Origin of the sequence: Bacteroides caecigallinarum, assembly GCF_021530995.1 — a bacterium.
Lineage (GTDB): Bacteria > Bacteroidota > Bacteroidia > Bacteroidales > Bacteroidaceae > Phocaeicola > Phocaeicola faecigallinarum.
The window spans coordinates 1-8,280 of the sequence record NZ_JADYTF010000136.1; the positions used below are offsets into that span (position 1 = coordinate 1).

Annotated in this window: 3 protein-coding genes and 2 pseudogenes; 3 read left to right on the forward strand and 2 right to left on the reverse strand. The window is 40.5% G+C overall.

Going from position 1 to position 8,280, the window contains the following annotated elements:
• A pseudogene (locus tag I6E24_RS14390) lies at nt 1–287 on the reverse strand (IS1634 family transposase); the annotation flags it as partial.
• Nucleotides 288–400: 113 nt separating this feature from the next.
• On the opposite strand from I6E24_RS14390, the pseudogene I6E24_RS14395 reads away from it, so the two are divergent.
• The 3 genes and pseudogenes from I6E24_RS14395 to I6E24_RS14405 all read left to right on the forward strand — a co-directional run.
• Nucleotides 401–2,713, forward strand: a pseudogene (locus I6E24_RS14395) (TIM-barrel domain-containing protein); the annotation flags it as partial.
• 3 nt (nt 2,714–2,716) lie between these two features.
• Nucleotides 2,717–5,218 (forward strand): glycoside hydrolase family 2 TIM barrel-domain containing protein, encoded by a 2,502-nt coding sequence (locus I6E24_RS14400; RefSeq protein ID WP_235329236.1) that lies wholly within the window; start codon nt 2,717–2,719, stop codon nt 5,216–5,218.
• Between the two features lie 12 nt (nt 5,219–5,230).
• On the forward strand, nt 5,231–7,447 hold the full coding sequence (locus I6E24_RS14405) for a beta-glucosidase (RefSeq protein WP_235329238.1): 2,217 nt from the start codon (nt 5,231–5,233) through the stop codon (nt 7,445–7,447).
• 141 nt (nt 7,448–7,588) lie between these two features.
• Here the strand turns inward: I6E24_RS14405 and I6E24_RS14410 are convergent, their stop codons facing one another.
• Nucleotides 7,589–8,122, reverse strand: coding sequence for a hypothetical protein (locus tag I6E24_RS14410; protein WP_235329239.1), 534 nt, complete (start codon nt 8,120–8,122; stop codon nt 7,589–7,591).
• Nucleotides 8,123–8,280: the final 158 nt, after the last annotated feature.

The following is an 8,280-nucleotide window of genomic DNA, read 5'->3' on the forward strand; positions in this document are numbered from 1 at the left end:
ATTCTCTGAGGTGAATTCAGAGAAGTACTTATTATATTGGATACAATGTACTCAGTCATTGAATTCTCTTCCCGTCTTAGTTTTTCACACTCATCATCAGGGAAGCTTATGGTTTGCTGTCCACCGTAATGGGCTATCCAATTCTTTCCTTCATTTACAAGTTGACGAATTTCATCCTCGGTTGTACCCACACCTATGACATGGAGTTCCGTAAATCTACCGGAACTCTTATCGGCGATGACAACACTGGTCGAGCCGGATCGATTCTTTTTCCTACGCACAAACATAGCACGAAGATACAAAATTTCAGTGCGTCACCCAAATTAGACTTAAAAACACTGCTACAGATACCTATAGGGCAGGTTCATGAGAAAATTTTAAAAAAGTGATAAAGTCAGGAAATAAAAACTATGGTGTTTTGCTGGACAGTTATTCACTCTGCCGTTTCGGAAATCCTAATGACTATTCACAACTGAGTGAAGTATTCAAATTATACGACAAAGAGGGTGTAGAAGGTGCAATTACAGGTACATATGTTCCTGAAAAGAATGCATCATCAGAGACTATAGTCAGACGTGAGCCTCAGCTATACTTCGAACACCTGAAAAGAGAGGATTTATCTAAAGTTGTGAATCTTCCTGAGAACTTCCCGTTCATGGGAGCCAACGTAACATACGAAGGTATGATTGAACCTTCCGAAACTGGTGAATTCAAGTTTATTTTATATTATGCCGGTTATACAAAAGTATTTATCGACAACAAACTGGTAGTACCTGAAAGATGGCGTACTGCATGGAATCCTAACAGTTATAAATTCTCCGTCAATCTGGAAAAAGGAAAAAGAGTTCCTCTTAAAATTGAATGGAAGCCAGACGGTACCGTATCTTATTCAGGATTACGTGTAATGAGCCCTGTAGCTCCTGAAGAACAGGGAAAGCAGTCATGGTGGAGCGAAATGACAAAACAGCTTGATTACTATTTCATAGCAGGCGATGACATGGACGACGTAATCAGCGGATACAGAACTCTTACAGGCAAGTCACCTATCATGCCTAAATGGGCTATGGGTTTCTGGCAAAGCAGGGAAAAATATAACACTGCTGATGAAATGCTCGGAGCACTGAAAGGTTTCAGAGACAGAAATATTCCTATTGACAATATCGTGCTTGACTGGAACCACTGGCCGGAAGATGCATGGGGAAGCCATGAATTCGACAAAAACCGTTTCCCTAATCCTAAGGCTATGGTTGACTCTATACATGCGATGAATGCACATATGATGATCTCAGTATGGCCCAAATTCTATACTACAACTGAACATTATAAAGAATTCGACAAGAATGGCTGGATTTATCAACAATCTGTAAAAGACAGCTTGAGAGACTGGGTTGGCCCAGGTTATACTTACGGATTCTATGATGCATACGATGCTGATGCACGCAAGCTGTTCTGGAACCAGATGTACGAACACTATTATCCATTGGGTATAGATGCATGGTGGATGGATGCCAGCGAACCTAATGTGAGAGACTGTACAGACTTGCAATACAGAAAAGACTTGTGCGGACCTACTGCACTCGGACCTTCTGCAGAATATTTCAATGCATACGCACTGATGAACGCTGATGCTATTTATAACGGTCAGAGAAGCGTAGATAACAACAAGCGCGTATTCCTGCTTACACGTTCGGGATTTGCCGGACTGCAAAGATACTCAACAGCCACATGGAGCGGTGACATAGGTACAAGATGGGAAGACATGAAAGCGCAGATTATGGCAGGACTTAACTTTGCAATAAGCGGAATTCCATACTGGACCATGGATATCGGCGGTTTCTGTGTAGAAAACAGATATGTGGCAGGACAGCAGCAATGGAACAAGAACAAGACAGAAAATGCCGACTACAAGGAATGGAGAGAGCTGAATGCAAGATGGTATCAGTTCGGAGCATTCTGTCCGCTATACCGCGCACACGGACAATATCCATTCCGTGAAATCTGGGAAATAGCACCAGAAGGACATCCGGCATACAATTCTGTAGTTTACTATTCTAAGCTGAGATATAGCCTTATGCCATACATCTACTCACTGGCAGGTATGACTTGGTTCAACGATTACACTATCATGCGTCCTCTTGTAATGGACTTCACTGCTGATACAAACGTTAATAATATTGGTGACCAATACATGTTCGGTCCGTCAATCATGGTATCACCGGTATATAAATATGGAGAACGCCAGCGTGAGGTATATTTACCTAAATCTGCAGGATGGTATGATTTCTATACAGGAGAATTCCAGCAGGGCGGAGAAAAGAAACTTGTTGACGCGCCATACGAACGTATGCCTTTGTTTGTGCGCGCAGGTTCAATCATTCCTTTCGGTCCTGATATCCAATATACTTCAGAAAAGCAGCCTGAACATATCAGACTTTATGTTTATCAGGGTGACGACGCTTCATTTACTTTGTACGAAGACGAAGGTATAAACTACAACTACGAACAGGGTAAATACAGTATGATTGAGATAAATTACAATGAAGACACCAAAGAACTTGTAATATCAGACAGAAAAGGTGAATACGACGGAATGTTGAAAGAACGTACATTCGAAATCGTAAAAGTGAGCAAGGAAAACCCTGATGCTTTCGACAAGAAATCAAAAGGTATAATCGTTAAGTATGACGGTAAATCACAAACAGTCAAATTGTAATCAATGAAATTATTTACATACATAGGTATATTTTGCTGCATGCTCCTAGGGGCATGCAGCTCTGTATCTGTATCCCCAAGGGAAAAGATATGCTTCAATGACAACTGGTCATTCTCCCTTAGTGACAATCCTAAAGCATCAGAAACAGATTTCGATGATAAGGATTGGAGAGTATTAAATCTTCCTCACGACTGGGCCATAGAAGGTGATTTCAGCAAGGACAACCCATCAGGAACAGGCGGTGGCGCTTTACCGGGAGGAACAGGATGGTACAGAAAAACATTTGTTCCGGGAAATGAAGATTCCGACAAGATAATAAGAATAGATTTTGACGGTATATATATGAACAGTGAAGTGTTCATAAACGGCCAATCATTGGGTAAACGTCCATACGGCTATATCTCATTCGGTTACGACATAACTCCATATCTGAAATGGAATGAAAAGAATGTGATAGCAGTCCGTGTAGATAACTCGGAACAACCGAATTCCAGATGGTATTCAGGATGTGGCATATACAGAAATGTATGGTTGACCAAAACAAACCCTGTACATGTTGACGAATGGGGAACTTATGTCACAACTTCTGAAATCAGTAACAACAATGCGACATTAAACATTGTGACCACAGTACAAAACTCAGGGAAAAACAATGAAACAGTAACCCTAAAATCTATACTGAACGATATGGATGGCTCTGTTGTTGCCGAGACGGAATCATCTGTTTCTGTTGTTGCAGGACAGAAATCCGATATAAGCCACACTCTGACTATCTCATCACCTATATTATGGGATACAGAAAATCCGTATTTGTACTCCCTCGTCACAGAGATTATCAAAGACGATAAATGTATTGACAGATACACCACAACCACGGGAATACGTGATTTCAGATTTGATGCCGAAAAAGGATTTATCCTGAACGGTAAACAGACTAAAATTAATGGTGTATGTATGCACCATGACCTTGGATGTCTGGGAGCTGCCGTAAACACCAGAGCAATAGAAAGACAGTTGGAGATACTGAAAGAGATGGGATGCAACGGTATCCGCTGTTCACACAATCCGCCTGCACCTGAATTGCTTGACTTATGCGACAAGATGGGATTTATTGTAATGGACGAGGCATTCGACATGTGGCGCAAGAAAAAGACTTCGCACGACTATGCCAGATACTTCAACGAATGGCATGAAAAGGATCTTCGCGATTTTATATTACGCGACCGCAACCATCCTTCAATATTCGTATGGAGTATAGGCAACGAAGTGCTGGAGCAGTGGAGCGATGCAAAAGCCGATACACTATCATTGGAAGAAGCCAACCTTATACTTAACTTCGGACACTCTGCAGACATGCTGGCTAAAGACGGAGAGATGAGTGTTAATTCATTGCTGACAAAAAAGTTGGCAGACTTTGTAAGAGAACTTGACCCTACACGTCCGATTACTGCAGGATGTAATGAACCTAATCCGGGAAATCATCTGTTCAAGTCAGGAGCTCTTGACATAATAGGATATAACTATCATAATGTAAATATTCCTGACGTTCCAAAGAACTTCCCTGGCAAACCTTTTATCATTACTGAAAGTAATTCAGCGTTGATGACAAGAGGATACTACCGTATGCCTAGTAATGAAATGTTCATTTGGCCCGAACGCTGGGATAAACCTTTTTATGATGAAAGTTTTTCATGCTCTTCATACGAAAACTGTCATGTTCCTTGGGGTAACACACATGAGGAAAGTATTAAATTGGTAAGAAACAATGACTTTATCAGCGGACAATATGTTTGGACAGGATTTGACTATATAGGCGAACCAACTCCATACGGATGGCCTGCAAGAAGTTCTTATTTTGGAATCGTCGATCTGGCAGGATTCCCTAAAGATGTATATTATCTGTATCAGGCTGAATGGACAAACAAACAGGTATTACACCTGTTCCCTCACTGGAACTGGACCGAAGGGCAGGAAATAGACATGTGGTGCTATTACAACAATGCCGACGAAGTTGAACTGTTCATAAATGGCGAGTCACAAGGTATACGTAACAAAGACGAGAACAACCTGCACGTGGTATGGAGGGTTAAATTTGTACCAGGTACAGTTAAGGTAGTTGCAAGAAAAGGTGGCAACATTATTGCTGAAAAAGAAATACATACTGCCGGCGATCCATATAAGATACGACTTACTCCTGATAGAGACATCATAACAGCCGATGGAAAGGATTTAAGTTTTATCACTGTAGAGGTACTGGATAAAGACAATAATTTGTGTCCTCTTTCTGAAAATCTTATTAATTTTGAGGTTAAAGGTAATGCTTTCATCGCTGGTGTTGACAATGGTTGTCAGACATCAATGGAACGTTTCAAGGATAATAAGCGCAAGGCATTCAACGGAAAATGTCTGGTAGTATTACAAAATAATGGAGAAATAGGCACAGCTACACTTACAGCAAACTCCAATGGTTTGGAAAGCTCAACAATAGAAATCAAATCAAAATAAATATATATAACCATGAAAAATACATTTATTACAACAGGTCTATTGGCTTTGTCATTTATAGCAACAAACGCACAGAACAACATACCTGTATATCTGGATGACAAACAGCCTATAGAGTTAAGGATAGAGGACGTATTAAAGCGTATGACTCTTGAAGAAAAAACACGTTTAAGCTACGCACAGGGAAAATTCAGTTCTCCGGGTTGCCCTCGTTTGGGTATTCCTGAGCTTTGGATGAGCGACGGCCCTCATGGTGTACGTGCAGAAATAAACTGGAATGACTGGGGTTACGCAGGATGGACAAGCGACAGCTGTACAGCCTTTCCGGCATTGACCTGTCTTGCAGCCAGCTGGAATACAACTCTTGCAGCCGATTATGGTAAAGCTATTGGTGAAGAAGCAAGGTATCGTGAGAAGGATGTACTGCTCGGCCCTGGAGTAAATATCTATCGTACTCCCTTGAACGGACGTAACTTTGAATACCTGGGTGAGGATCCTTATCTGGCAGCCGAATTATGTGTGCCATATATCCAGGGAGTTCAAAAGAACGGTGTGGCAGCTTGTGTAAAGCACTACGCACTGAATAATCAGGAACTATGGCGTGGACATATCGATGTACAGTTGAGCGACAGAGCCCTACGCGAAATATATCTTCCTGCCTTCCAGGCTGCAGTTGAGAGAGGTGGAGTATGGAGCATAATGGGAGCATACAACAAAGTAAGAGGAACTCATGCGACACATCACAAACTGCTCAACAACGACATTCTGAAAGGTGAATGGAATTTCGACGGATGTGTAATTACCGACTGGGGAGCTGCACACGACACATACGAAGCAGCAATGTACGGGCTTGATATAGAAATGGGGTCATATACCAACGGGCTGACTTCAGAATCTGAATTCGGTTACGACGATTACTATTTGGGAAAGAATTACCTGCAGATGATAAAGGACGGAAAAATTCCAATGGAAGTGGTAAATGAAAAAGCGGCACGCGTATTAAGACTTATTTTCCGTACAGCAATGAACAGAGAAAAACCTTTCGGTTCAATTACAAGTGAGGAACATTACAAGACTGCATACAACATTGCTACCGAAGGAATAGTACTTCTCAAGAACAAATCATCAAAGAAAGCTCCTGCACTTCTTCCGATAGATATGAACAAATATAATAAGGTTCTTGTAGTTGGAGACAATGCCGTAAGAAATCTTATGGCAGGAGGAGGTTCATCAGAGCTGAAACCAAAACTTGTAGTAACTCCACTTGATGCACTTAAGAAAGAGTTCGGAACAAAAATAGAGTTTGCCCAAGGATATATGGCAGGAAGACCTATGTACGGAAATGAAGAAGTCATTCCACAGGCTACTATGGATTCACTGCGTAATGATGCTGTACAAAAAGCAGGTAAAGTAGATCTGGTTATTTTCATCGGAGGTCTAAACAAAAATCATTTCCAGGATTGTGAAGGTGGAGACAGAAAGACATTCGGTCTACCATTCGGACAAGATGAATTAATCGAAGATATGATGAAAGTAAACAAGAATATCGTGGTAGTGATAACAAGCGGTAACGCTGTAGAAATGCCATGGGAAAAAGAAGTACCTTCTATAGTACAATCATGGTATCTTGGTTCTATAGGCGGATCAGCATTAGCCGATGTTCTTACAGGAAAAGTAAATCCTAGCGGAAAACTTCCTTTCTCTTATCCTGTGAAACTGGAAGACTGTCCGGCACACTATTATGGCAAAATGAGTTACCCTGGCGATAGTATCAAACAGGAATATAAGGAAGACATCCTAGTAGGCTACCGTTGGTACGATACTAAAAACATAAAGCCTCTGTACTCATTCGGTCACGGTATCAGCTATGCCACTTACGCCTATTCAAAACCTTCTATTTCAGGAAAATCAATATCAGAAAACGGAGAACTGACAATATCGGTCAAAGTAAAGAATACTGGTAAAGTTAAAGGTAAAGAAACCGTGCAGCTATATATTGGAGACGAAAAATGCAGTCTTCTACGCCCTGAAAAAGAACTGAAAGGTTTCTGTAAGGTTGAACTTGCTCCAAACGAAGAAAAGGAAGTTAAATTCACTATAGATACTAATGACTTGAAGTTCTTTGATGACAGAACACAGAAATGGACAGTAGAACCAGGAAAGTTCAAAGCTTATGTTGCAGCGGCTTCTGATGATGTACGTGGAACTTTAGAATTTGAGTATAAATAATTATTAATAGAAAACGAGACAGTGTCTTGGAGACACAGTCCATAAAATTTCGCAAAAAAAATTCCTTGTCATTTAAATCTAAATGACAGGGAATTTTAATTTAAACGACAATGATTTTTTTAACTTTTATCATGAAAAATTCTACTTAGCCTGCAATGGACATTCACCTCTATTGGCATGTCTCATACATTTCTGATTATCAGCCGATCTCATCATTCTATGATTTTTCATACCCGGTTTCATCTTACCCATCATACATGGCTGCTGGAAAACCTTCTGCAATTGTTTTGCATTTAGCACTTCCTTGAACTTCTTGAAATACTTTTTCTGTACATCCAATGCCTTCTGTCTGGCATCAAATCTGTCCTGAATAACTTTTTCTATTTCAGCATCTGTCATTTCGGCTTTATTTTCTTTCTTGCATACGGCAGGACGGCAGTCCTTCATAGCCTGAAGATATTCCTTATATAATGGAGTGAATTTTGCAGCAGTCTCATCGTCCATCACAAGTTTTTTCTCCATCATCTTAACATGTCTGTCCATCATCTGTTCAGGTGTAGGTTTCTGTTTTACACGTCTTTGTGCAGGTACATCTTTAGCGTTCTGTGCCATTACACTAAAGCTGCTTATTGAAACAACCATCATAACTACTAATGTCATTAATCTTGTTTTCATAATCGTATAAAATTAGATGTTCAACTTTCAATTGTTATGTAGGTCGGCGGCATTGCTGCCGCTTTCCCCATTAAGAACTGTACGTGCGACTTTCACCGCATACAGCTCCGATAATTCTAAATTTAATTCTCATAAAATTAAATCGGCTCATAATCATC

Excerpts from the sequence above, each read along its gene's own strand:
- I6E24_RS14400 (WP_235329236.1), top strand. The coding sequence starts at position 2,717 with ATGAAATTATTTACATACATAGGTATATTTTGCTGCATGCTCCTAGGG.
- I6E24_RS14410 (WP_235329239.1), bottom strand. The coding sequence starts at position 8,122 with ATGAAAACAAGATTAATGACATTAGTAGTTATGATGGTTGTTTCAATA.
- I6E24_RS14405 (WP_235329238.1), top strand. The coding sequence starts at position 5,231 with ATGAAAAATACATTTATTACAACAGGTCTATTGGCTTTGTCATTTATA.